The 22,426-nt window shown below is 65.0% G+C and carries 19 protein-coding genes; 3 read left to right on the forward strand and 16 right to left on the reverse strand.

The window, feature by feature from the left end:
- Positions 1-9 precede the first annotated feature (9 nt).
- From AB4Y98_RS18410 to AB4Y98_RS18475, 14 genes are all read right to left on the reverse strand, one after another.
- Positions 10-1,452, reverse strand: coding sequence for a glycosyltransferase (locus tag AB4Y98_RS18410; protein WP_442244881.1), 1,443 nt, complete (start codon positions 1,450-1,452; stop codon positions 10-12).
- Positions 1,445-2,257: a glycosyltransferase family A protein gene (locus tag AB4Y98_RS18415; protein ID WP_442244882.1), complete on the reverse strand. Its 813-nt coding sequence runs from the start codon at positions 2,255-2,257 to the stop codon at positions 1,445-1,447. The genes AB4Y98_RS18410 and AB4Y98_RS18415 overlap by 8 nt, the downstream gene beginning before the upstream one ends.
- An 88-nt stretch (positions 2,258-2,345) precedes the next feature.
- Positions 2,346-3,047 carry an NAD-dependent epimerase/dehydratase family protein gene (locus tag AB4Y98_RS18420; protein ID WP_442244883.1) on the reverse strand — a complete coding sequence of 234 codons (702 nt, stop codon included), beginning with the start codon at positions 3,045-3,047 and terminating at the stop codon, positions 2,346-2,348.
- A complete protein-coding gene (locus AB4Y98_RS18425; RefSeq protein WP_442244884.1) occupies positions 3,044-4,486 on the reverse strand; it encodes a glycosyltransferase in 1,443 nt (480 codons plus the stop codon). The genes AB4Y98_RS18420 and AB4Y98_RS18425 overlap by 4 nt, the downstream gene beginning before the upstream one ends.
- Complete coding sequence (locus AB4Y98_RS18430; RefSeq protein ID WP_442244885.1) at positions 4,483-5,214, reverse strand: glycosyltransferase family 2 protein; 732 nt, start codon at positions 5,212-5,214, stop codon at positions 4,483-4,485. Before AB4Y98_RS18430 ends, AB4Y98_RS18425 begins: the two co-directional genes overlap by 4 nt.
- A gap of 5 nt (positions 5,215-5,219) precedes the next feature.
- The gene (locus tag AB4Y98_RS18435; protein WP_442244886.1) at positions 5,220-7,454 is read right to left on the reverse strand and encodes a hypothetical protein; all 2,235 of its coding nucleotides are present in this window, start codon (positions 7,452-7,454) and stop codon (positions 5,220-5,222) included.
- 8 nt (positions 7,455-7,462) lie between these two features.
- Complete coding sequence (locus AB4Y98_RS18440; RefSeq protein WP_442244887.1) at positions 7,463-9,262, reverse strand: class I SAM-dependent methyltransferase; 1,800 nt, start codon at positions 9,260-9,262, stop codon at positions 7,463-7,465.
- A 17-nt stretch (positions 9,263-9,279) separates the two neighbouring features.
- Complete coding sequence (locus AB4Y98_RS18445) at positions 9,280-10,716, reverse strand: ABC transporter ATP-binding protein (protein ID WP_442244888.1); 1,437 nt, start codon at positions 10,714-10,716, stop codon at positions 9,280-9,282.
- Positions 10,706-11,464, reverse strand: a complete 759-nt coding sequence (locus tag AB4Y98_RS18450) for an ABC transporter permease (protein WP_442244889.1) — start codon at positions 11,462-11,464, stop codon at positions 10,706-10,708. Before AB4Y98_RS18450 ends, AB4Y98_RS18445 begins: the two co-directional genes overlap by 11 nt.
- Positions 11,465-11,484: 20 nt before the next feature.
- Entirely contained in the window at positions 11,485-12,669 is a 1,185-nt protein-coding gene (locus AB4Y98_RS18455; RefSeq protein ID WP_442244890.1) for a cystathionine gamma-synthase, read from the reverse strand.
- A 123-nt stretch (positions 12,670-12,792) separates the two neighbouring features.
- A complete protein-coding gene (locus AB4Y98_RS18460; RefSeq protein ID WP_353100087.1) occupies positions 12,793-14,163 on the reverse strand; it encodes a pyridoxal-phosphate dependent enzyme in 1,371 nt (456 codons plus the stop codon).
- Positions 14,164-14,516: 353 nt separating this feature from the next.
- Entirely contained in the window at positions 14,517-14,753 is a 237-nt protein-coding gene (locus AB4Y98_RS18465) for a YdcH family protein (protein ID WP_025878453.1), read from the reverse strand.
- Between the two features lie 323 nt (positions 14,754-15,076).
- Entirely contained in the window at positions 15,077-15,961 is an 885-nt protein-coding gene (locus AB4Y98_RS18470) for a hypothetical protein (RefSeq protein ID WP_363729668.1), read from the reverse strand.
- The gene (locus AB4Y98_RS18475) at positions 15,958-16,323 is read right to left on the reverse strand and encodes a DUF4398 domain-containing protein (protein WP_089238584.1); all 366 of its coding nucleotides are present in this window, start codon (positions 16,321-16,323) and stop codon (positions 15,958-15,960) included. The genes AB4Y98_RS18470 and AB4Y98_RS18475 overlap by 4 nt, the downstream gene beginning before the upstream one ends.
- 121 nt (positions 16,324-16,444) lie before the next feature.
- Here AB4Y98_RS18475 and AB4Y98_RS18480 point away from each other — a divergent pair, with 121 nt between their 5' ends.
- From AB4Y98_RS18480 to AB4Y98_RS18490, 3 genes are all read left to right on the forward strand, one after another.
- A complete protein-coding gene (locus tag AB4Y98_RS18480; RefSeq protein WP_442244891.1) occupies positions 16,445-17,572 on the forward strand; it encodes a PilT/PilU family type 4a pilus ATPase in 1,128 nt (375 codons plus the stop codon).
- A gap of 90 nt (positions 17,573-17,662) precedes the next feature.
- Positions 17,663-18,946, forward strand: coding sequence for a putative DNA modification/repair radical SAM protein (locus AB4Y98_RS18485; protein ID WP_442244892.1), 1,284 nt, complete (start codon positions 17,663-17,665; stop codon positions 18,944-18,946).
- Positions 18,927-20,426, forward strand: coding sequence for a UdgX family uracil-DNA binding protein (locus tag AB4Y98_RS18490; protein ID WP_442244893.1), 1,500 nt, complete (start codon positions 18,927-18,929; stop codon positions 20,424-20,426). The genes AB4Y98_RS18485 and AB4Y98_RS18490 overlap by 20 nt, the downstream gene beginning before the upstream one ends.
- 33 nt (positions 20,427-20,459) lie before the next feature.
- Here the strand turns inward: AB4Y98_RS18490 and maiA are convergent, their stop codons facing one another.
- The gene (gene maiA, locus AB4Y98_RS18495; RefSeq protein ID WP_442244894.1) at positions 20,460-21,128 is read right to left on the reverse strand and encodes a maleylacetoacetate isomerase; all 669 of its coding nucleotides are present in this window, start codon (positions 21,126-21,128) and stop codon (positions 20,460-20,462) included.
- 14 nt (positions 21,129-21,142) lie between these two features.
- Positions 21,143-22,132: a fumarylacetoacetate hydrolase family protein gene (locus AB4Y98_RS18500; protein ID WP_223494148.1), complete on the reverse strand. Its 990-nt coding sequence runs from the start codon at positions 22,130-22,132 to the stop codon at positions 21,143-21,145.
- Positions 22,133-22,426 lie beyond the last annotated feature (294 nt).

Consider the following 22,426-nt stretch of genomic DNA (forward strand, 5'->3'; position numbering starts at 1 on the left):
CCTTGTACATCATGCGCCGTGCACGACGGCCCCGGCAGCAACGGTCTTGCCGTGCGCGAGATATCCCTCGAGGTTCTGAAGATCCCCACTGAAGTTCGACCACCGGCGATTGCGGACGAGCGACTCGAGCTGGCGCTTCACCAGAGCCTCGCGTGCCTCCGCCGAATGCCGCAACTGCTGCAGGCGCTGGACAAAGGCATCAACATCCCCTGCGTCGGCGACAAGATCCTGGGGCGAAAGGAAATCGACGATGCCGCCAACCGCGGGCGCGCAGATGGACAGACGCGCTGCCGCCACGTCGAACAGGATGGTAGGCGTACCCTCCCACGCGGTGGTGTGCAGGTAAGCGAAATGCGCTGGGGAAGCCACCGCTTCCAATCGCTGGAACTCTCCGTGAAGCGTGACATTGCGCAGCGCCTTAAGCCCCTGCAGGTCCTGCGCGGCTGCACCACTCATCACCGGGGATCCATAGACATCGAAATGCACATCCGGCATTCGCGCGGCGATCGCGGCCAGCAGGTCCGGGCGCTTCTGGCGATCCAGCCTTCCCGCCCACAGGACGCGGCTGGCGTCGGGGGCGGAAAGCGCGGAAGCGGCCGGGTCCGGCAGCGGCCCGTCATACGGGAATGGAATGACAGTGAACAGCGATGCCGGCACACCCAGCTCGCGCGACCATACCTCTGGATAACGCGAGTTGTCGCAGATCACTCCAGCCAGATAGGGGTAACAGTAGCGCAGGTAGTCGCGCGCGTACCCCACCGGGTTCATGCGGTGGTCGTAGTCATCGCAGAAGATCGAGGCGTACACACGCGAATGCTGCGAGAGCGCCAGGCCGTGGCGCAGGATGACCTCCCAGCCCACGCGGGAATTGACCAGATGCACCAGCGATGTGCGGAGCTGGATCAGTACGCGGACCAGCACGGCGACCTGCTGGTTGAAATCCAGCATGGCCGTATAGCGGCCGAACTCAACGTGGGTGGCCTGGGCTGGCAGACGCGACGCCCACGGCGAGGCCGCATTCTCGGTGGACAACACCAGGATGCGCGCCCCCGGGTCGCTCTCGGCAATGGCCCGCACGTGGTAGAGGATGCCCCGGTCGGCGCCACCCTGCTTCAACCACGGAATCAGCAGCACGTGAGTGTATGGCTGCGGACCCACGTAGGCCGACACGGCCTCGTAGGCCTCGCCGGCGCGGGTGTCCATCGGTACCGAATAGAAACCGTACCGGTTCAGGTCGGTCCCGGGAGGCAACAGCTCCGGCTCGAGTGCAGCCAGCAGCAGCATTTCCTCCTGCAGCCAGTGGGGCATGGTCGGGGTAGACCCGCCACGGCCACTGGATTCCGGAGTCTCATCGGGACCGAACAGCAGCGCGTAAAGGCGCCTCACCCAATGGGCGACGCGGCGGGTATAGCGATTGCGAACCCAGCGGTTTTGGCTCATGCGCTCAAACACGGTCCTGCCCCTCGCGACCCAAGGCGAACAACGACGTCCTTGGGATGACGGTCTTCATTGCGTGGCTGGCTTCATTGAGCGAACCATGCCACTTGCGCCGATAGAAATACGCCGCGCCCCAGGCAAGCCGATGGACGACACCGCGCGCGATGGTCTCTGAATTCCAATACCAGTCCTCGTAGCCGAATCCGGTCTGTCGTGGATAACAGGCCACGTAAGGTACTTCCTCGTACAGTGCACGCGTCGAGAACGCTGCGCTGATCCACGGATTGACGGTGAGCAAGGCACGCTCATCGTAATAGGGCCCGGCCTGGTCGACCTGCCAGTTGAAGGCGCTGTACATACCGAAACTCAGCACCATCTCGGGATGCAGTACGAACCGTCCCTCCAGCTGCGCAGCTTCCTTCAGGTGCATGAGAAAGTAGCGGGTCGAGATCAGATCATCGCCATCGAGCGTACAGATATAGTCGGCACGGCTGGCAGACACGCCCGCATTTCGTGCCAGCGCCAGATCACCGACCTGGGTCTCAACGATGGTTTCGCTGCCATCCAGATCCGGGTGATCGACCACGAATGCACGCGTCTGCGCGTCTGCGCGGTCCAGCACCAGGACCAGCTGCACCTCCACGCCCTGCTGCCTGGCGATGCTGCGCGACAGCGCATAGGAGCGCAGCGCGGTGTGCGCCAGGATTCCCTCTCCGTGGAATGTAACGATGGCACTCAGCGCCGGGCCGTTCATCCGCAGCTCCTGTGGCACGGACACGCCGCAATGGATCGATTGCTCTTGCAGTTCATTCTGCGCCACCAAATTCTCATGGATTGCCGCCGAGGCCATCTCCGGCGGTCAGCTTGTCGTTGATCATACTTACGCGCCGAAATATTGGATGAATACGTCAGCTATTGCCGACATTCGCATAGTACTTCCCGAGCAGAGCGCGTAGATAGCCAGGGCCGAGGGGAACGCCGCAGGCAAGTGCGGCACGCTGGCAATCGCGGGTTTCGATCGGAAATGCCACACCCTGGTCCAGAATCCGATAATTGCCCTGTCGACCAAGCACGCTTTCCATGCTCTGCACGATGGTCAGCATGTTCGTCGAATTGATGTCGGCCAACGACATCATCGACGGAAACTGGTCCCGATGGCGCAGCACATGGGTGCCCAGGGCGGCCACATCCTGGATGTCGATCAGATTGCGTTCCGCACGGGCCCATACGTCGAATGACTCACCCGACTCGATGCGGGCACGCAGGAAATTGGTCAGGGTGTGCGGGTTTCCGCCCTCCCCCACCACCTGCGGCAGGCGGAATACCTGCCCACGTGAATCGGAGAGGATACGCGCCTCCATCCGCGCCTTGTGCTGCAGGTATGGCGTCTGTCGCTCCGCCGGATTGCCAACAGCGCAGCTGCCAAAATAGACAACGCGCTCCAGCTCCTTGCGCGCGAGAACCTCGTCGAGCATGCGATCTTCGCGCTCGAAAGCGGCGCGCTCTGTTTCGGCCGAATTGGACACACCGGCGGCGACGATCACCGTCGTTTCATCCTTCTGCCAGCCATCCACGAAGGCCGTGGCCACCAGTCCACGTCCAATTATCACGATGTGCTTCCTTGTTCACGGTGAGCCACCGCAATCGATGGCCCGGAAAAATAGCAGGGGACCTCGTACAGGGTCCGGGTAAAGTCGCTCCAGTGGCGTCCAACCGCCAGCGCTGCGTATTGCTGCTCGCGCCGGCGGCGACGGAGCAATGGGCTGTCAATAAGCTGTTTCAGTTGCTCAACGTAAGCCGCCACATTGTCCGATCCTTGCACCAGGCTTGGGCAATCGATCAGATCCACGATACCGCCAACCGCAGGAGCGACAATGGGGAGCCCGAGCGCAGCCGCGTCCAGCAGAATAGTCGGCAACCCTTCCCAGGAGGTGGTGAATAGATAGGCCGCGTGGGAGGGCTCCACAATATCTTCGAAGCGTGTAAACGCACCGTGCAGCTTCACGTTCTGGAGCGTCTGCAGTTCCCGGATGGCCGGATGGACGTCGCCAAGCTCGGATACACCATGCACGTCGAAAGGTATCGTCGGCAAAGCCTGGGCTATGGCGAGCAGCACATCAGGCCGTTTCTGCCGATCAAAGCGGCCTGCCCACAGGATCCGCGCGGTCCCGGCGATCGCAAAATCATCCTCCTTGTGGACAATCGTGCGGTCATAGGGGAAGCGAAGCACGGTGAACAATCGACGCGGCACACCCAGTTCCCGGGCCCACAGATCCGGGAAAACACCGTTGTCGCAGAACACCCCACTGAGGTGATGATAGCAACTGCGCAGATAGCTACGCGCGTAGCCGACGGGTGCCCCGTCGTCGTTCTGGTCATCGCAGAACAACGAGGCAAACAGCCGGGAAACCTGCCGCATTGCCAGACCGTGCAGCCTGAACGACTCCCAGGCAACGCGCGAGTTGATGGCATGGATGACCCCCGGCTGCATCTGCACCAGCAACCGTGTCAGCAACTGCACCCTGCCCGGCATTGCCGTACTGCCGACGATCCTGCCGAACGGGAGCATTCTGATACCAGCCGGGATACGGTCCAGCCAAGGCGAATCGACGTCCTCTGTCACGATAACCAGGATATTGGCCGCTGGCATCGCCTCGGCCCACGCCTGCAGGTGATACAACGCGCCGCGATCAGCCCCTCCGCGCACCAGCCACGGCAGCATCAGGACGTGACTGACACGACCAGTGCCGACTGAATCGACCAGTTGCCGATAGAGCTCACCTGCACGGGTGACCACCGGGAGTGCGTAGTGCCTGTAGTGGACACCATCGCCAGTGCTCCCCAGTAACTCCGGTTCGATGTGGGCAAGCGCATTGATCTCATCGTGCAACCACGCAGGCAGCTGGCGCCGGACATGGCTGATGCGGTTGCCGGTATTCTCCAGCCTGCTGCCAAAACCCGCCATAATGCGTCCGAGCTCCGCACGCGGATTTCGCGACAGCTGGCGGAAACTGACCCGACGCAGCAACGACAGCAACCGGCTGATCATGCCTCCTCCCAGCGACCGAACAGATCGCTTGGTGGCATCACCGCCTGCAGGGCGCTGCTGGTCGCGTTGACCGAGCCAGCCTGCTTCAATCGGTAGAAGTAGGCCGTGCCGGGCACTACCCTGTGCTCGTACCCCGCTGCGATGGTCTGGCAGCTCCAGTGCCAGTCCTCATAGCCGAACCCGGTCTGCTGCGGATGACACGCCACGTACGGAACCGCGGTGAACACCTCGCGGCGGGCGAAGACCGCACTGACCCATGGGTTCTCCGAGATCAGCATGTCGGCGGAGAACGGCATGGTGCGCTGATCCAGCTGCCAGCTGACAAAGTTGTCCCTGCCGAAATTGACCACCATCTCGGCATGCAGGATCGTGTGCTCTGGCAATTGGGCCGCAAGCGCCAGATGCCGCTGGAAGTATTCGCGGCTGATCAGATCGTCCCCATCCAGCGTGCAGGCATGGATGCCGCGCGCTTGCGCGAGACCAAGGTTCCGCGCAAGCGCTGAATCACCCACGGATGCCTGGATGATGACCTCGTCGCCAAGCAGATCCGGATGGTTGCGTACGATCGCAGCCGTTTCCGCATCTGCGTTGTCCAGCACAAGCAACACCTCCACTTCCATTCCTGCCTGACGGGCATGCGCGCGCGACTGCAGGTAGCTGCGCAGCGCCGCATGCGCAAACAGGCCTTCCCGGTGGAACGTGACTACAGCGCTCAATGCCGGCACCATCGTGCTCATCTACGCCCCAGCAAGGAGGTCAGCGCCCGCAGCATCGTACGCACCATGCGCTTCAACGGGAGGCGCTCCAGCGCATCTGCAAGCCGGAACATTTCCTCAGCCAGTGATTCAGCCGGCAGGCGCGGCTGCGGTGTAGTCCCCATGACCACTCCGGTCGCCGCGGCCAGCATGCGTGCCGAGGCCTCCAGTTGCGCATGCGCCATCTGCTGGCGCGCCTGGATGTCCAACAGATCAGCATTCTCGGCCTGGACATCCCGCAACTGCTGGTGCAATGCCAAGCTCTCGGCCATCGCATGCTGATGGGACAGGTGAAATGCCGCACGAACGCCGACAAGTTCGCTGTCCAAAGCGTGCTTCTGGGACGCCAGTGCGTCCCTCCCCTGCTGGCATCGCTCCAGTTCTGCCGTCAGCAGGTGATACTGGCTGTCCAGCCAGTCCTTTGCTTCCTGCAACTGCCCCTGCCAGAGCTGGGTGTGCTGCAGCTGGCCGCGGAGTTCCTGCAACTGCGCCCGCCAGGAGCGGTTGCTCCACTGCCAGGCTACGCCTGGTCGCAGCGGGACCTCGGCAGTCAGCCGCAGCGCCGACGCCAGGCACCCCGCCTCGTCCATGACGGCCGCGAATTCGGGCAATGCAAAGGTCTCGGGCGCATCGGCATCGCCAACAACTTCCTCCCATGCCGACTGCGCGGACAACCGCCGCGCTTCATCCAGACCGCGTGCCCACGCGCTGCGGGCAGCCGCCAGGTCGCCCTGGCCGAACCGTATCCAGCCCAGGCGCACCGCCGCAGCGGTGGTCTTTGTTCCCAGCAGCGGGCTGAACTGCAGCACATCGAAGCCAAGCACACGGGAATAGCAGTCGGCAGCCAGCGACAGTTCGCCGTCCGCCTGATGAAGCGTCGCCGCTGCGAAGCCGAGCGATATCTGCCAACGCAACACGGTCGGGTTGGCCGCCGGTGCGTCCATGTAGCACATGGCGGCCGCAAGCAGTTCGCTGCGGCGGTGATTGCGCATTTCATCGGCGTCGTAAAGCAGCACACACAGCGCCGCGCCATAGTCGGCAGAGGATTCAGGGCAGTCCAGCAACGCCTTGCGGGCCAACTGCCTGCGCAGCCCGGCGGATTCCAGGCGAAGGCCCATCGAAACGATCAGGCGGACCAGACTGGCATCCAGGTAATCACGCTGGAACGCGATGATGTTCGGCGCCAGCAGCGAGGGGTCACCGACGACGCCAGGCCCGCCGACCTTGACCGCCATCAGGATGAGAGCATCCGCCGTGCGACTTGCCTCTGGATCCAGCGTCAGGTGACCGGCTGCATCGCGCGCAGTTTCTGCGAATTGCGGCAGCCCCGCAGGACGGCTGAAGGTCTGCCACCATGCGCGGTCGATCACCAGACCCTGCCGCTCCATCGCAGCCACCAATGCCCCCGTGGGCACCGTGCGCCCGTCGTGAAGCGGGATCGCCACCACCATGCGGCCACTGCGCACCAGAGCTGCCTGCACGTGCTGCAGCCATGGCTCCAGCCCGAGGGGGTCGCCGGGCAACTGCGTGATCAGCGTGTCGACCGGCTGCGCGTGTCGCGGCCACTCTGATGGCTCAAGCCACTCCATTCCTGGTTCCTGCGGCAGCGCAGACAGGGATTTCGCTACTACGCCCAGCCAACGGCAGCGTGATTGCTGCTGCACGATGCGCCAGAGGCCATGTCCGGCCGCATCCGTGGCGATCACGTCATCACCGGGACGTACCAGCGCCGCCGCTAGGCCATGGTAACTGGCCTGCGGCTCGACGCCGCCGCCCGTGACCGTTACGCCGGCCCGGCTAAGCGCCAGAATCACTACCCCGCTCGGCGCTCCCATCATGGCGAAGGCTGCGGGGTGCACCTGCCAGCCCAGTGTGGCGGCCTGTAGTGTCCAAGCGGCCAGTTCCGCCGCGCGGCCCTCATCGCCGATCAGCACCAGCGAGTCGACCTGACAGCCCAGCGCGGCCGAGCGTTCCGCGCCGGTACCTGCCCAGGCGATGCCCAGGGTGGCACCGGCCATGCGGTGGCTCTCATCGGCCCCCTCCACTACGACCTCGCAGCCCGCGGCCCGCAGCGGAGCGACTATCGCGGTGAGCTCCTGCCCATAAAGGTAGGTACGTCCGGGACCGGCCACGCGCAGGCAGTACCCGGCAAGATCCTCTGCCAGATGGGCAATCCGCGTGGCTGCCGCCGTGGCAGGAGAGGTATTGCTCATCGCCGTCGTTACCCGTTGAAGTTGCCGTTCGATCCGGAACCGGTGGTCAGTCGCCGGACTTCAGCGGTCAGCGCGTGATACTGCGTATCCAACCATTGGCGTGCCGCCTCAAGCTCTGCCGTGTAGCGCTCGAGTTCCTCGATACGCTGCATATGCTCATGATACTTGCCATCCAGCCACTGCTTCGCATCCATCAACTGACGCACGTCGCGTGATCCCAGATTGATCTTTTCCGCGCCCTCGCCGGGGCCAGAGACCACCGCCCGGTCCTCCTGGTCCGACGGCAGGACCGGCGGTGCGCCAAGCAGGTCCGCCACGATCACCCCGTGCGTGTCGCGCAGCCGCTGCAATGCACCCGGACGCGCCGGAGACTCGTCGGCCAGGCAGTGGTTGGCCAGGCTCAACAGGCCGGCGGTTTCTGCTTCGTCGCCAGCAGAAGACAGTGCTTCGCGCGCCGCCGCCTGCGTGTGCTGCCAGTGCACGCGAGCCGCATCCGCATGCCCATCGGCTACCGCCAGCACCGCCGACAGCGCATGCGCCTGCGCCCGCTGCAGCGCATCTGCTGTGCCCTGCAGGGCCTGCAACTGCTTCAGCGCGTCGCCGCGGCGGCCTTCAGCAATCAACGCCTGCACCTGAGTGAGACCGGTTGTCACGATGTCCGAGGCTGCGTCCACCTTGCGCGCCAACACCAACAGCCATTCGCCATCGCAAGCAGGCCCGTGCCGGGGATCGATCTCCAGCATCGAACGCGCGGCCAAATGCCGCTTCTGACCGCCACCCGCATCCTGCAGCCACGCCTTCTCGATCACAAACCCGTTGCGCTGGAACTGGGCCACCAAACGGGGCCAGTCATAGACGTGGAAGTGGAACGGATTGGGATCTTCGCCGGTTTCGTCCGACCAGTCGTTGGGTACGCTGGCGTAGACGCGACCCTGCGCGGAAAGCACACGGTGCAGCTCGGACAGCAAGCGGTCCGGCTCCGGCAGATGCTCCAGCGTTTCCACTGACACCGCAAAATCGGCGGACCCATCGGCCATGCCGGCCAGATCCTGCGCATCACCGACCACGAAGGTGGTTGGCGTCGGCGACACCGGTGCGAAGTTGGCCTTGGCGTAGTCGACCGCGTAAGTGCTGGCATCGAGACCGGTGAACGAGGCTGCGCGGCTATTGTGCGCCAACTGGTAGGAGCCATAGCCCAGGCCACAGGCCACATCGATCACACGATCACCGGGGCGGATGAACTGTGCCGCCTGAGCGTAGCGTGTCATGTGCGCGTCGGACCGGCGCCCGGGTTCACGCGTCATGTCGGTGTGCAGATCGCGCTCTTCTTCGAGCGCCTTCAGCGGATAGACTGCCAGGGCAGCAGCAGGCACGCGCTCGAAGGCGATCATCAGCAGGCCGGTGACCCGATCCAGTTCACCGTAAGGTGCCACTCGCTCATTGAGCGGATGCTTGCGCCATTCGGCCTTGATGACTGCGGCTTCCCAAGCGGCACGGCTGGAGGTGGAGGCAGCATCACCCACGATCACCAGGCACACCGGCCCTGCGAGATCGGCCAGCAGCGCCGGAATTCTCTCGTCTGCGTGCCCCGCATCGCCCTGTTCAAGCACCAGCACACCCGCCACGGCGCCCTGGCCAGCGTCCTGCAGTGTCATGCCTGCCTGGCGAAGCCCCTTCAGCAGCACCGGAGGGACGTCACCGCGTAGTGCTACCGCACCGGTTGGCAGCCAAGATCGCAGCCGCTCGACGGCGACTCGGGCCGCAGCAGGTGTCAGTGCGGAATGTGAAAAGGGGGGAGTCGTATCCATTGCAATGCCTTCCTCGTTCAAGGGGGGGGGGCGACAATCGCGCGCATGCGCAGATCGCAGACGCCACCAAACGTGTATTCCTTCTGCCGCATGCCCACCTGGAAGAACGCAGCCTCATCCCGCCAGTGCAGCATGCGCTGGGCACCGCCAAAACGCTCGAGCTCCTCGGAAACCGAAACCTGCACTTCGTAGAAGTTGACACCCAAGGCGCAGTCGAACTCGAATCTCACCACGAACGGCTCATCGGCGGTGAACGTTGTTCCCCATACACCCGATTCCTGGCTGCCCTGCTCGGTCCATTGGCTGACATCCTGATTCAGGGTTCCCCATGAATAGAGCTTCACGCCTTCCTTGTTGCGCAGGCGGACATTGACGTTCAGTTTGTCCATGTCCCGTGTTGGTCGCGCGGTGACCTCGATGATCGCGCGTTCGCGCGGAAGGAAGTACGCGCATTCGTTGCCGTCCGCGTCCAGCACCCGCACGTGTTCGACAACGCAGTCGAAGTCGCCGAAGGAGAGCTTGTCACTGCGCACACCCAGTACGGGCGAACCGCCGTGCTCGGCAGGTTCGGCCACGGCGTCGAGGTCGAGGTCGGGGTCGGGGTCCGACTGTGCCTCGATGGTCTTCCTGGCATGCTGCAGGTGCTGCGCACTGATGGAGGCGTAGTAATCGCGCTCATCGTCGTGCAGCTGCTTGCGGTACTCCAGCACGACCTCGGAAGACGGTCCGGCCACGCGCACGGTGCCGTCACGAAGCAGGATGGCATGGTCCGTGAGCGTACGGATCGACTCCTGATCGTGCGACACCAGCAGCAACGTGCAGCCGTTGGCACGCAGCGCCTCCATCTGCTGGAAACAGCGCTTCTGGAAAAGTGCATCGCCCACCGCCAGCGCTTCGTCGACGATGAGGATGTCAGGCTCCACTTGAGTCTGCACTGCGAACGCCAGTCGCAGCATCATGCCGCTGGAGTAAGTCCGCACCGGCTGGTCAATGAAGTTGCCGATGTCGGCGAAGGCGGCGATGGCATCGAAGCGCTGCATCACCTCGCGCTCGGTGAGACCCAGGATCATGCCGTTGAGAACGACGTTCTCACGCCCGGTGAAGTCCGGATTGAAGCCGCTGCCCAGTTCCAGCAACGCGGCGATACGGCCATTGACCCGCGCCGAGCCAGTGGTGGGGGCCAGCGTGCCGGCGATGATCTGCAATAGGGTCGACTTGCCCGAGCCATTGCGTCCGATGATGCCTACGGCATCACCGCGTTTCACTTTCAGGCTGACGTCGCGCAGCGCCCAGAACTCACGGCCGCGATGCCGTGAGGACCACTCCCCCTTGCCGGGCAACACGCGGCCCAGCCGCGGCAGCAGCATCTGCAGCAAGCGGTCGGAGGGCTTGTCGAAAATGTTGAAAACCTTGCTGACATTCTCGATATCGATAACCAGGTTGTCAGACGACATCGGCGAAGGCCCTCCGGGTCCGCTGGAACCACCAGTAACCAAAGAAGTAGATGCCTATCGACCAGCCCACCGCCCAGGCGTAGTGCCCCCAGTCAGGCAAGGTACCCGTCACGATCAGCGCGCGGGTCTGCTCGACATAGATGGCCAGCGGGCTGAGGCGCATCCAGTTGCCGATGGCTTCCGGGAAGATGATCGACGGGTACAGCACGGGAGTAAGGTACTGCAGCACCCGCGCCAGCAGCCCGGCGATCTGATCCACATCGCGGAAGAACACGCCCAGGGAGGCGAACAGGTAGGTCACGCCCATGGTCAAGGCCAGCAACGGCACGATCAGGAGGGGCAGCAGCACGACCTGCCAATGCAGTCCGAAGCTGCTGAACAGCAGGAACGCCACCAGTGCCACCGTGGCCACACCCGCGTTGTACAGCGAAGACAGCACCACCACCGGCGGCAGCACCTCCAGCGGGAAGACCACCTTCTTCACCAGATTCGGATTGCTGAGCACCGCCGTGGGCGCACGTGTGAGCGACTCGGCAAAGAAGTTGTAGACGATCAGGCCGATGAACAGCAGGACTGCGTAATCAACCTTGGTATTGGTTTCGATGCCCTTCCACTTCGCACTGAAGATCGTGGAAAAAATGACCGTGTAGATGGCCAACATGATCAACGGCACAAGTACGCCCCACAGCGCGCCCAGCAGCGAGTCCTTGTACTTCTTCTTGATGTCGCGGCCGGTAAGGCTCAGCATCAATTCGATGCGTCTGCCCATCATACGGACGCCGCTCCCAGCGCCCTTTCCAGATCCATCTGCAGATCCCCCAGATCCTCAACACCCACACTCAGCCGCACCAGTGCATCACTGATACCCAGCTGTTCACGTCGTGCCACCGGAATCGACGCATGTGTCATCACCGCCGGGTGGTTCACCAGGCTTTCCACCCCGCCCAGCGACTCGGCCAGGGTGAACAGTTCGGTCTTCTCGCAGAAGCCCTTGGCCGCTTCGAAACCGCCCTTCAGCACGATCGAGACAATGCCGCCGTAACCGGCCATCTGCTTGCCCGCCAGCGCGTGCTGCGGGTGCGAAGGCAGGCCCGGGTAAATCACCTTTTCCACGGCCGGGTGCGTTTCCAGCCACTTGGCCAGGGCCATCGCGTTGGCGCAGTGCGCCTTCATGCGCAGCGGCAGGGTCTTCAGGCCGCGCAGCGCCAGGAAGCTGTCGAACGGGCCCTGCACGCCACCCACCGAGTTCTGCAGGAAGGCCATCTGCTCGGCCAGCGGGGCGTCATCGCCTACGACGACCATGCCACCCACCATGTCCGAATGGCCGTTCAGGTACTTGGTAGCCGAATGCAGCACAAGATCGGCCCCCAGAAGCAGCGGACGCTGCAGCATCGGCGAGGCGAAGGTGTTGTCGACCACCACGATCAGGCCATGGCGCTTGGCGATGGCGGCGACCGCGGCGATATCGACGATCTTCAGCATCGGGTTGGTGGGGGTCTCGATCCACACCATCTTCGTCTTCGACGTGATCGACGCTTCGAACGCCGCCAGATCAGTCAGGTCGACAAAGCTGAAGTCCAGCCCGGCGGTGCGACGGCGCACGCGCTCGAACAGGCGGAAGCTGCCGCCATAGATGTCGTCCATCGCCACCACGTGGCTGCCGGCATCCAGCAGTTCGATCACCGTCGAGCTGGCGGCCATGCCCGACGCAAAGGCGAAGCCGCGGGTGCCGCCTTCCAGCGAGGCCACACAACGCTCGTAGGCGAAGCGGGTCGGATTGTGCGTGCGCGAGTACTCGAAGCCCTGGTGCTCGCCCGGGCTGGACTGCGCATAGGTCGAGGTGGCGTAGATCGGCGGCATCACCGCGCCGGTGCTCGGGTCGGGCGACTGGCCGCCATGGATGGCCAGGGTGGCCAGCGCCAGCGCGCGGTCCGGGGAAGAAGCGTTGGACATGTCGTTTCCTGATTGGCGCCGATGACCGGCGCCGTCGAAGGAGCGGGAGTCTATCAGCGCGGCCTTAACGAGCTTTGACGCGGATAAACCGGAATTCAGCAGCGATCTGCGGCGATAAACGCCTTACTGAACGCGCCGACGCAGGTAATTCAGCAGATCGATGCGGGTGATCAGGCCGAGGAAGGCATCACCATCCATCACGATGGCCACCTGGCCACGGTCGAACACCGGCAGCAGCGCCTCGATGGGCGACTTCACATCCAGGCGGTCCAGCTTGCTGACCATGGCGGTGGCCACCGGGTCGCGGAAGCGTGCTTCATCGCCATAGACATGCAGCAGCACGTCGCTTTCGTCGACGATGCCGACCAGCTGGTCGCCATCCATCACCGGCAGCTGCGACACGTCGTACAGCTTCATGCGCTGGTAGGCGGTGGTCAGCAGGTCGTTCGGGCCGATCACCACGGTGTCGCGCTGACCGTACGGGCGCAGGATCAGGTCGCGCAGGTCGCCGTGCTGCGGGCGCTGCAGGAAGCCGTTGTCCAGCATCCAGTAGTCGTTGTACATCTTCGACAGGTACTTGTTGCCGGTATCGCAGACCAGCACCAGTACCTTCTTCGGCGTGGTCTGCTCCTTGCAGTACTTCAGCGCCGCCGCCAGCAGGGTGCCGGTGGACGAACCGCCGAGGATGCCCTCCTTGGCCAGCAGCTCGCGCGCAGTGTGGAAGCTCTCCGCGTCGGTGATGGCATAGGCCTGCTTCACCCGGCTGAAATCGGAGATCGAGGGCAGGAAGTCCTCGCCGATGCCTTCCACCAGCCAGCTGCCCGACTTGTCGTTGAGCACGCCGTCATTGATGTATTCGGCCAGAATCGAGCCGACCGGATCGGCCAGCACCAGCTCGGTCTTCGGCGACAGCGTGGCGAACGCGCGCGACAGGCCGGTCATGGTGCCGGAGCTTCCGCAGCCGAACACGATGGCATCCAGATCGCCATCCATCTGCTCGAGGATCTCCGGACCGGTGCCGAATTCATGGGCGGCCGGGTTGTCCGGGTTGCCGAACTGATTGATGAAGTACGCGCCCGGGGTCTGCTCGGCGATGGTCTTGGCCAGGTCCTGGTAGTACTCCGGGTGGCCCTTGGCCACGTCCGAGCGGGTCAGGCGCACTTCGGCACCCATCGCCTTCAGGTTGAAGATCTTTTCCCGGCTCATCTTGTCCGGGACCACCAGGATCAGCTTGTAGCCCTTCTGCTGGGCCACCAGTGCCAGGCCCAGGCCGGTATTGCCGGCGGTGCCTTCCACCAGGGTGGCGCCGGGCTTCAGGTCGCCGCGCTTCTCTGCCGCCTCGATCATCGACAGGCCGATGCGATCCTTGATCGATCCGCCCGGGTTGGCGTTTTCGAGCTTCAGGTAGAGCTCGCAGACACCGGTGTCCAGGCGCTGGGCCTTGACGATCGGAGTCTGGCCGATGAGTTCGAGGACGGAAGAATGGATAGGCATTCGGGGGACTTCGGTTCGCGCCACGCAGGGCCGGACCGGTGATTATCCGACGGATGGCGACGAAAGTCAGGAGCCGCTTCTGTAGCGCCGGGCCATGCCCGGCGGGACGCGTGCCGACCCACGGTCGGCACCCACCGGCTCGGCTGGCGGCCAAAAGGGATGCGGACGGCCCCGGATCGACGAGGAGACCGGTACCGCCCGCATCGGGGGACGTGCCTGCAGGGCCAAGGCACCACCGCGTGTGGTGCCTTGGCGCGGCACCTGCGTTCAGCGGCGCCGCGTTGCCAGGTCAGGAGTGCCTGGCGGGGCCATCGATGGCCGGGTCATGCCATTCCGGGCACGACAGGGGTGCGTCAATGCGTGGGGGACGACGTTGCGAGCGGTGTTTCGTACATTCGCAGAAGGCGTTGCTTGGCCAGCAGCTTCTCGCGCTTCATTCGACCCAGGGTGACATCATCGATCGGGAGTACACCCAACTCCGCATCCATGCACTTCTTGTTCAACTTGCGGTGCTGGTCATGGAGTGCCCGGAACTCCGGATCGCGCGCGCGACGGGCGTCGATCTCGCTCTGGGGCTGATCTTCAAACATGATGGACCTCCTTCGACAGATACACGAACGCCCCGGCCGCAAGGCCCGGGGCGTTGTTCATGGAGGAGTGCCGATCGATGCCCACATGGGTGCCCACAACAACGTGCGGCACTGGCCTGCGCACGTCGATCTGCTGCGGTTCGCGCCCTGCTTGCATCGGCCCGGCCCTCCCATCGTCCGGTCCGCGTTATTGCGTCCCGGATAATTGACCCTACGCTTGCTCTGGACGGGGTTCAAGCCCCTGCGGCAAAAAGACCGAACCCCGCCGAGGCGGGGTTCAGGCTGAATACTCAACACAACGAAAAACAAACAATATCAAGCAATTACGGGGCGATGACGACCTCGGCCGATCGGGCCCGGGTGGACGCCGCCTTCTTGCCCGCGACCTGGATCCGGCTGCTGGCAACGCCGGCCGAGACCAGCGCATCGCGCAGTGCCTCGGCCCGCTTCTGGCCTACGCCATTGGCACTGTCGTAGGCCTCGATGCGGATCCTGCCCTTCTTGCCGATGTTCACGTACTCGGCCAGCGCCTTGGCCTGGTTGCGGGCGCCACCGGACAGGCTGGAGGCCCCGGCAGCGAATGCGTCACCGGCGAAGGTGAAGACCTCGCCACGGCCATCGAACTTCGACCCCGGCAGCTTCTGCCCCGAGACCAGCTCGGCTTCCTCACGGGCCAGCTTGGCCGCGTTCTGCTGGGCCGAGCTGAGGCGCTGCTGCTGCTTGCCCGCCACGCTGGTCAGGGCGTTCTCGGCATCCTGGCGGGCCAGGGTCTCGGCCTCGGCCGCCTGCCGCAGGCGTTCGGCCTCTTCTGCCTGCATCTGCGCCTGCATGCGCAGCTGTTCGGCTTCCTGGCGGGCGCGGGCGGCATCGCGGCGGCTGGCCTCGATCAGCAGATCGCTGCGGGTGCGTTCCAGGCGGTCGACCTCACGCGCGGCCAGCGCAGCCCGCACGGCGGTCTCGGCGATCTCGACCCGGCGCTCGGCCAGGTAGGTGGCCAGCTCCTGGTCGCGGCGCTTGGCCTTCTCCAGGGTGGCGATGGCCTGCTGCGCCTGCATGCGCTCGAAGGCGCCCAGCTCTGCGGTGTCCGGATTGGCCTGGATCGACAGCAAGCGCTGGCTCAGCTGGCCGACCATCGGGTTGTCGGCCGCCAGGGCCAGCGTCGGCAGGGCCAGCAGCGTGGCCAGGGTCATGGCGGAGATGGTCTTCATCGGCGGTCCTCCCCGGTCGACAACTGGCGTTGCAGCTGGTTGACCTCGTTGCGGCGCAGCTGCAGCTGTGCGGTAGCCGTGGCTTCCTCGCTGCGGGCACGGGCCAGATCGGCGTCAACGGCAGCGCGCAGGGCCATGGCCGGTGCGTTCTTGCGCTCGCGGCGGTCGCCCGCGGCACGCTGGGCCTGCTCCAGTCCCTGACGGGCCAGCCCGATCAGGTCCGGGGCGTACTGGTCGGCATCGGCCTGGGTGGCTTTATCCACCGCCTGCCGGGCCTGCGCCAGTTCCAACGCGCCGTCCTGCGCCCAGGCGGGGGCAGAGAGTGCGAATGCAAACGCCATCACATACAGGCTGTGGCGCATTCGTGCGAAGCTAAGTCGTTTCATTGGGGAGGCCGTACCGGTTGTCGGTTCGCGGCCATTGTCGTCAAGCCGGTACCGTGCTTGCAACGGGCACCGGCAGTTTCGTTGGGGAAAATTCGCAATGGATATCGGCTACTTCCTGAAGCTGATGACCGAAAAGAACGCTTCGGACATGTTCTTGACCACCGGCGCGCCGGTCTACATCAAGATCGAGGGCAAGCTGTATCCGCTCGGCAATACCGGCCTGCCGCCGGGAATGGTGAAGAAAATCGCCTACTCGCTGATGGACGAGGGCCAGGTGCCCCAGTTCGAGCGCGAGCTGGAGCTCAACATGGCCATCGCCCTGGCCGATGCCGGGCGTTTCCGCGTCAACGTGTTCAAGCAGCGCGGTGAAGTGGGCATGGTCATCCGCGCCATCCGCAGCCGGATTCCGAGCATCGAAGAGCTCAACCTGCCGCAGGTGCTGAAGGACGTCATCATGACTCCGCGCGGGCTGGTGCTGGTGGTGGGGTCCACCGGCTCCGGCAAGTCCACCTCGCTGGCGTCGATGATCGATCACCGCAACAGCACCACCACCGGTCACATCCTCACCATCGAGGACCCGATCGAGTACCTGCACAAGCACAAGATGTCGATCGTGAACCAGCGCGAGGTCGGGCTCGATACCCACACCTTCCACGCCGCGCTGAAGAACGCGATGCGCGAAGCGCCGGACGTGATCCTGATCGGCGAGATCCTGGATGCCGAAACGATGGAGGCGGCGATCGCCTTCGCCGAAACCGGGCACCTGTGCCTGGCCACCCTGCACTCCAACAACGCCGACCAGACCATCGAGCGCATCCTCAACTTCTTCCCGGAAAGCGCGCACAAGAATGTGCTGATGAACCTGGCGCTGAACCTGCGCGCGGTGATCAGCCAGCGCCTGGTGAAGAACAAGGAGGGGCGCCGCCTGCCGGCCACCGAAGTACTGATCAACACGCCGATGATCCGCGACCTGCTGCGTCGCGGCCAGGTACACGAGATCAAGGCGGCGATGGAGGCTTCGCTGGAAGAAGGCATGGAGAGCTTCGACCAGTGCCTGTTCCGGTTGGCCAAGAACGGCACCATCGATCAGGAAGAAGCCCTGCGCGCGGCCGACTCGCGCGATGGCCTGGCGCTGAAGTTCCGCCTGTCAGAAGGCGGCAGCGGCGAGCATGATCCGTATGCGGACTTCTCGGCCGGCGCGCCGAGCATTACCCACGGGTTCTGACGGCGCGCCCGCCGGGCATGGCCCGGCGGAATCCTGAAGGGTTAAGGGGCGGTCTCATCCAATGAGACCCCTCGCGCGTAGGTTTCCTCAATGGAAACCATCCGCAAGCTGGCCATCCTTGCCGATGCCGCAAAATACGACGCCTCCTGCGCCTCCAGCGGTGCGGGCAAGCGCGATTCGCGCGCCTCCGGCGGCATCGGCAGTACCGAAGGCATGGGTATCTGCCACAGCTACACACCCGATGGCCGCTGCGTGTCGTTGCTGAAGATCCTGCTGACCAACTTCTGCGTCTACGACTGCGCCTATTGCGTGAACCGGGTGTCCAGCAACGTGCCGCGCGCGCGTTTCAGCGTGGACGAAGTGGTCACGCTCACCCTGGACTTCTACAAGCGCAATTACATCGAGGGCCTGTTCCTTTCCAGCGGCATCATCCGCAACGCGGACTACACGATGGAGCGCATGGTGGAGGTGGCACGTCGGCTGCGCGAGGAGCACCGATACGCCGGCTACATCCACCTGAAGACGATCCCCGAGGCATCGCCAGAACTTCTGGCCGCTGCGGGTCGTTACGCCGATCGCCTGTCGATCAATGTCGAACTGCCCACCGAGGCGGGCCTGGCCACCTTGGCACCGGAAAAGACCAGCACATCGATCCGCGGCGCGATGGGTGAACTCCGCTGGCGCATCGAAGAAGCCAAGGAGGCCCGCAAGGCGCCGGCAGTGATCGCACCGGTTTCCAGCCGCAGCACGCGCCCTCGCCCTCCCCGCTTTGCACCCGCCGGGCAGAGCACGCAGATGATCGTCGGCGCCGACGGTGCCAGCGACCAGCAGATCCTGACCAGTGCCGACAGCCTCTACGGCAACTACCGCATGCGCCGGGTGTACTACTCCGCCTTCAGCCCGATTCCCGATGCGAGCCGCCAGCTGCCGCTACAGCCACCTCCGCTGCAGCGCGAGCACCGGCTGTACCAGGCCGACTGGCTGCTGCGCTTCTACGGCTACGGCGTGGAGGAGATCACCGACACCACCCAGGGTGGCATGCTTGATCTGGACATCGATCCGAAGATGGCCTGGGCGATACGGCATCCGGAGCGCTTCCCGGTGGACCTGAACCTTGCGCCGAAGGAGCTGCTGCTGCGGGTGCCGGGCCTGGGAGTGCGCAACGTCAAGCGCGTGCTGATGGCACGCCGCCACGGTCGCCTGCGGGTGGCCGACGTCGCCCGACTGAAGGCGCCGATGAGCAAACTGCTGCCGTTCGTGCAGCTGGCCGACCACCATCCGCGCAGTGCGCTGGATGATCCGGCGGCGCTGCGCGCGAAGCTGGCGCCACCACTCCGCCAGGGCTCGCTGTTCGATGCCGCGCCCGTTGCCTGAGCTGCAGCGCTGGTCGCTGCGGGTAGACCCGCCATGGTCGCTGGATGCCTGGCGCGATGCGGCGCGTGAGGCCTTGCTGCGCGGCGTGCTGCCGGAACAGCTGGACTGGATCACAGGTACCGAAGCGTCGCTGCTGGACGCGCCGGCGGTGCTGCAGGCGCCACTACCCGACGGCGCCACCGTCCCGAACGTGCCGCGCGACTTCGTCGAACTGGCCGCTACCTGCCTGTGCCATCGCGATCCGCAGCGCCTGCCGCTGCTGTACCGCCTGCTGTGGCGCATCGCGCATGGCGAACGCACGGTGCTGTCCAATCCGGCCGACGCCGATGTGCTGCGGTTGATGGCGCTGGCGCAGGCGGTGCGCCGCGACACGCACAAGATGAAGGCCTTCGTGCGCTTCCGGGAGGTGCCCGGCGAGACCGACGCGTTCATCGCCTGGTTCGAACCCGACCACAACATCGTCGACCGGGTCGCGCCGTTTTTCGCCCGCCGTTTTGCCGGCATGCGCTGGGCGATCCTGACCCCCGCGCGCAGTGTCCGCTGGGATGGCAGCGCACTCTCATTCGGTGATGGCGGCAGCCGTCGCGATGCCCCCGCCGAAGACGCCCGTGAGACGCTGTGGCAGACCTATTACGCCAGCATCTTCAATCCGGCCCGGCTCAACACGCGGATGATGCAGCAGGAAATGCCCGCCCGTTACTGGAAGCATCTTCCCGAAGCGCACCTGTTGCCGGGCCTTGTTCGCGACGCAGCCGGCCGCGTGCAGGAGATGCATGATCGACCGGCACAGGCACCGCAGCGACGTATTCCCGCACGGCCGAATGATGCAACCGATGCCGCCGCGGACAATGGCAGCCTGCAGGCGCTGCGCCAGCAGGCCGCCGTCTGCCGGCAGTGCCCGCTGTGGGAAGCGTCGACCCAGACCGTGTTCGGCGAAGGTCGTGCCGATGCATGCATCATGCTGGTGGGCGAACAGCCCGGTGATGTCGAGGACCTGAGTGGTCGCCCCTTCGCCGGGCCGGCGGGCAAGCTGCTGGACCGTGCGCTGCAGGAACTGGGCATCGAACGCAGCGCCCTGTACCTGACCAACGCGGTGAAGCACTTCCATCACGAGCGGCGAGGCAAGGTGCGCCTGCACAAGCGCCCTGAGAGCCGCCATGTGCATGCCTGCCGGCCGTGGCTGCAGGGCGAGATCGCACGGGTGAAGCCGCAGGTGATCGTCTGTCTCGGCGCCACGGCGGCCTCGTCCGTATTCGGTCGCGATTTCAACCTGACACGCGACCGTGGCCGCTGGCTCACACTCGAGGATGGCACCCGGGGGTACGCCACCGTGCATCCTGCCTGGGTACTGCGGCAGAAGGATGATACGCGGCGCGAGGACGCCTACCGGTTGTTCCGCGATGACCTGCGGCTACTGCTGGCGACTGATTCCGCGCCCACCGGGCATGGCCCGGCGCCACCGCGCGCCGGAGACCGGTAGCGCCGGACCATGCCCGGCGAGCACAGCGGGACGTCAGGAGGCGTCGATCTGGTTTTCGGGGCGTGCAGCGATGAATGCATCCAGCTGCTGGCAGGCCGCTTCAATGCGACGCAGTGTGGGGTATGGCGCCAGATCCAGGCCGAAGCGGTGGGCGTTGTACAGCTGCGGCAACAGGCAGATGTCGGCCAGACCCGGGCGCTCACCGTGGCAGAACGTGCCGGTGTCAGCACTGTCGGCCAGCATCGTTTCCATCGCCGCGAAGCCCTCGGCCATCCAGTGCAGGGTCCACTGCGTGCGTGCATCGGCGGGCAGCTGCAGATCGCGCTCGAGGTACTGCATCACCCGCAGGTTGTTGATCGGGTGGATGTCGCAGGCCACCAGCTGCGCCAGCGCCCGCACCCGTGCGCGACCAGCGGCGTCGGCCGGCAGCAGCGGCACCTGCGGGAACCGCTCTTCCAGATACTCCAGGATCGCCAGCGACTGGGTCAGCACGTGGCCGTCATGCAGCAGCGTGGGCACCAGCTGCTGCGGGTTGAGCCCGCGATAGGCGTCATGGTGCTGCTCGCCGCCGTCGCGCACCAGATGCACCGGTCGTGCTTCGAAGGCCAGGCCTTTCAAGGCCAGGCCGATGCGCACGCGGTAGGCGGCGCTGGATCGCCAGTAGGTGTACAGCACGATGCCGTCGTCGACCGGAATCTCCATCGCCGCCTCCATGCTCAGGGCTTGGCCGCCTGTTCGATGCGCTGCTCGATCGCACCGAAGATGCTGTTGCCGGCGGCATCGAGCATCTCGATGCGCACCACGTCGCCGAAGGACATGAACGGCGTGCTCGGCTTGCCGTCGCGCAGGGTTTCCACCACCCGCTGTTCGGCGAAGCAGGAAGCACCCTTGCTGGTGTCTTCGTTGGCGATGGTGCCCGAGCCGACGATGGTGCCGGCACTGAGCGGCCGCGTCTTCGCCGCGTGCGCGACCAGCTGGGCGAAGTTGAACTGCATGTCGACACCCGCTTCCGGCGCACCGAACCACGTCCCGTTGATGTGGGTCAGCAGCGGCAGGTGCACCTTGCTGTCCTGCCAGGCAGCGCCCAGCTCGTCGGGAGTGACGAACACCGGCGACAACGCCGAGCGCGGCTTGGACTGCAGGAAGCCGAAGCCCTTGGCCAGTTCGCCCGGGATCAGGTTGCGCAGCGAGACGTCGTTGACCAGGCCGATCAGCTGGATGTGGCCGGCGGCCTGCTCCGGGGTGGCGGCCATCGGTACGTCGTCGGTGATCACCACGATCTCTGCTTCCAGGTCGATGCCGTACTCCTCGCTGACCACCTTGACCGAATCGCGCGGGCCATGGAAACCGGCGCTGGTGGCCTGGTACATCAGCGGATCACTGTAGAAGCTCTCCGGCACCTCGGCGCCGCGGGCGCGACGTACGCGCTCGACGTGCGGCAGGTAGGCGCTGCCATCAACGAATTCATAGGCGCGCGGCATCGGCGCGGCCAGGGCCTGCGGGTCCAGATCGAACACGCCATCGGCGTCACCGGCATTGAGCGACTCATACAGCGCATTCAGACGCGGGGCCAGATGGCTCCAGTCCTCCAGGGCCAACTGCAGGGTGGCGGCGATGCCGGTGGCGCGCACGCCGTGGCGCAGGTCACGCGAGACGACGATCAGCGTGCCGTCGCGGCCGCCTTCCTTCAAGGAACCAAGCTTCATGGTGGGTGTCCGGAGTCGTGGGCAAACAAGTTTCAAGTGTAATCAAATATGCAGCGCAGCCAAGCTGCAGCGCGGCATCGCCTCACCCTACCGCAGGAGGGGGGCGGCAGGGTTGCACCCTGCACCTGCAGAGGCAACGGCCAAGGCCAAGGCAACCGCGAAAGCAACTGCAACAGCCGGCTCTGGGTTTTCTGTGGGTTGGGCGGGGCGGTGTCGGATTGCGGGGACGCCGTAAACCCATCCTTGGGGGCTTGGCCGCGGCATCCATGCCGCGGACACCCCGCAATCCGACAC

This window comes from Stenotrophomonas sp. 2YAF26 (genome assembly GCF_052114625.1).
GTDB lineage: Bacteria > Pseudomonadota > Gammaproteobacteria > Xanthomonadales > Xanthomonadaceae > Stenotrophomonas > Stenotrophomonas indicatrix.

Excerpts from the sequence above, each read along its gene's own strand:
- AB4Y98_RS18425 (WP_442244884.1), bottom strand. The coding sequence starts at position 4,486 with ATGATCAGCCGGTTGCTGTCGTTGCTGCGTCGGGTCAGTTTCCGCCAG.
- AB4Y98_RS18470 (WP_363729668.1), bottom strand. The coding sequence starts at position 15,961 with ATGAAGACCATCTCCGCCATGACCCTGGCCACGCTGCTGGCCCTGCCG.
- AB4Y98_RS18465 (WP_025878453.1), bottom strand. The coding sequence starts at position 14,753 with ATGTTTGAAGATCAGCCCCAGAGCGAGATCGACGCCCGTCGCGCGCGC.
- AB4Y98_RS18480 (WP_442244891.1), top strand. The coding sequence starts at position 16,445 with ATGGATATCGGCTACTTCCTGAAGCTGATGACCGAAAAGAACGCTTCG.
- AB4Y98_RS18475 (WP_089238584.1), bottom strand. The coding sequence starts at position 16,323 with ATGCGCCACAGCCTGTATGTGATGGCGTTTGCATTCGCACTCTCTGCC.
- AB4Y98_RS18430 (WP_442244885.1), bottom strand. The coding sequence starts at position 5,214 with ATGGTGCCGGCATTGAGCGCTGTAGTCACGTTCCACCGGGAAGGCCTG.
- AB4Y98_RS18485 (WP_442244892.1), top strand. The coding sequence starts at position 17,663 with ATGGAAACCATCCGCAAGCTGGCCATCCTTGCCGATGCCGCAAAATAC.
- AB4Y98_RS18445 (WP_442244888.1), bottom strand. The coding sequence starts at position 10,716 with ATGTCGTCTGACAACCTGGTTATCGATATCGAGAATGTCAGCAAGGTT.
- AB4Y98_RS18450 (WP_442244889.1), bottom strand. The coding sequence starts at position 11,464 with ATGCTGAGCCTTACCGGCCGCGACATCAAGAAGAAGTACAAGGACTCG.
- AB4Y98_RS18440 (WP_442244887.1), bottom strand. The coding sequence starts at position 9,262 with ATGGATACGACTCCCCCCTTTTCACATTCCGCACTGACACCTGCTGCG.
- maiA (WP_442244894.1), bottom strand. The coding sequence starts at position 21,128 with ATGGAGATTCCGGTCGACGACGGCATCGTGCTGTACACCTACTGGCGA.
- AB4Y98_RS18500 (WP_223494148.1), bottom strand. The coding sequence starts at position 22,132 with ATGAAGCTTGGTTCCTTGAAGGAAGGCGGCCGCGACGGCACGCTGATC.
- AB4Y98_RS18455 (WP_442244890.1), bottom strand. The coding sequence starts at position 12,669 with ATGTCCAACGCTTCTTCCCCGGACCGCGCGCTGGCGCTGGCCACCCTG.
- AB4Y98_RS18460 (WP_353100087.1), bottom strand. The coding sequence starts at position 14,163 with ATGCCTATCCATTCTTCCGTCCTCGAACTCATCGGCCAGACTCCGATC.
- AB4Y98_RS18490 (WP_442244893.1), top strand. The coding sequence starts at position 18,927 with ATGCCGCGCCCGTTGCCTGAGCTGCAGCGCTGGTCGCTGCGGGTAGAC.
- AB4Y98_RS18435 (WP_442244886.1), bottom strand. The coding sequence starts at position 7,454 with ATGAGCAATACCTCTCCTGCCACGGCGGCAGCCACGCGGATTGCCCAT.